The sequence below is a fragment of the Moorena bouillonii PNG genome (assembly GCF_001942495.1).
Classification (GTDB): domain Bacteria; phylum Cyanobacteriota; class Cyanobacteriia; order Cyanobacteriales; family Coleofasciculaceae; genus Moorena; species Moorena bouillonii.
This window is the reverse complement of record NZ_MKZS01000001.1, coordinates 1006864-1008750: the sequence shown is the minus strand read 5'-3', so window position 1 is coordinate 1008750 and position 1887 is coordinate 1006864. Positions and strand designations below refer to the sequence as shown.

At 43.2% G+C, this 1887-nt stretch carries 1 protein-coding gene; it reads left to right on the top strand.

The window, feature by feature from the left end:
• Positions 1 to 447: 447 nt before the first annotated feature.
• A complete protein-coding gene (locus BJP37_RS04085; RefSeq protein ID WP_075896684.1) occupies positions 448 to 1794 on the top strand; it encodes a serine/threonine-protein kinase in 1347 nt (448 codons plus the stop codon).
• Positions 1795 to 1887 lie beyond the last annotated feature (93 nt).

Below are 1887 nucleotides of genomic sequence, written 5' to 3'. Positions count from 1 at the left end.
TTCCCTATTCCCTATTCCCTATTCCCTATTCCCTATTCCCTATTCCCTATTCCCTATAGCTAGCTTTTTTCTCTTCACAGAGTAATTAACGGCTAACACCTGATGCTCCAGAGGATGGCAAACCTGAATGAATTATACTAAAGTATATGAGTACTGAAAATTAATCCTCAAAAAATTAATTATCATATTTAATAGCATGTAAATAATGTAAGCCGTCAGCCGTCAGCCGTCAGCCGTGCGCGTAGCGCATAAGCTGATAGCTGATAGCTGATAGCTGATAGCTGATAACTGATAGCTTAATACTTACTCAATAATGCTATAGCATTATTTGTATTATCAATATTATTTGAATTGAGGGTGTCTTAAACTAGTTGATAATCCTCCTAGGAGCCAGGGTAAATCTACTAAACCTAAACACGAATCATAAACAACTAACAACTAATATATATGGTCTGGTCAGAGCAACAGCTGTTACATGGTGGTAAATACAAGATCGATAAAATTATTGGACGTGGAGCTTTTGGAATTACTTACAAAGCAGTCCATCAGTTACTTAATCAAGATGTTGTAATTAAAACACCACACGAAAGCCTGAGATTGGCTCCAGACTACCCCAACTATGGAGAACAATTTATCAAGCAAGGACAACTGCTGGCTCAACTGTCTGCTGACCTTGAATCCCTGGTCCAGGTCAGAGACTTGTTTCAAGAAGGAGATACCTACTGCCTCGTAATGGATTTTATTTCCGGGGAAAGTTTGTGGAATTTGGTACAACGCATAGGACCATTACCTGAAACTGATGCAGTAGCCTACATCACTCAAATTGGGTCAGCCTTGAATCTAATCCATGGAGTAGGGCTAGTGCATTTAGATATAAGCCCTCATAATATCGTGGTCAGTAACACTGGCAAACCGGTATTGATTGACTTTGAGATTCCTGGGGATATACTCCGAGATAGTAATGTGTCGAGCCATATTGACAATAAACCATTTCGACCCTACGAGCTATACTACCAAGGCAGTCGTCACGCCACGGTGGATGTCTACTCTCTAGCGGCTTCACTGTACCATGCCGTAACTGGGCTAAATCCTACCGAGTCAATTTACCGCAAGTATGACGGTGAAGAGCTGGTGCCACCAAAAGAACTGGTTCCTAGTATTAGCGATCGCTTAAATCAAGTAATTCTCCAAGCCATGGCCTTAGAGCCAAAAGACCGTCCTCAGTCAGTGCACGAATGGTTACAGCCCTTGACTGAAGACGATTATTTCACCTGTTTGAGTGAAGTTGATGACCTTAGTTCTGATGTAGGAGTAGATTACCGCCCATTACGGGATTTACTAATTCGTAGAAAGTGGCAAGAGGCAGATCAAGAAACTCTCGCTGTTATGCTCAAAGCAGCAGGACGAGAAGAAGAAGGCTGGCTTGACATCCCAGATATCAACAAGTTTCCTTGTAAAGACCTCTATACTCTCAACACCCTCTGGGTAAAGTACAGCAATGGGCGCTTTGGCTTTAGTGTACAGAAACAAATCTGGCAGAGCTTAGTGACCGAGAGTGTGCAGGTAACTCCTGGTGCCGATTATGACTATGAAACTTACTGTCGCTTTGGCGATCAACTCGGATGGCACACCAACGAAAAGTGGCTAGATTACGTTGACCTGCCCTTCACCCTCAATGCTCCCCAGGGGCATCTACCAGTCAGCTATGTCGGATTCTTTTCCGGTTGGGCATACTTTGCCTTTTTTATGGGTGGCGTATCTCTCTTCTCTCGCCTTGAGATATGTAGTATTTAGCAGTTTTTATAGCGGTTTTTAATTCGGTCTGGGTGTTAGGGAATCGGGAATCGGGAATCGGGAATCGGGAATCGGGAACAGGGAACAGGGAAC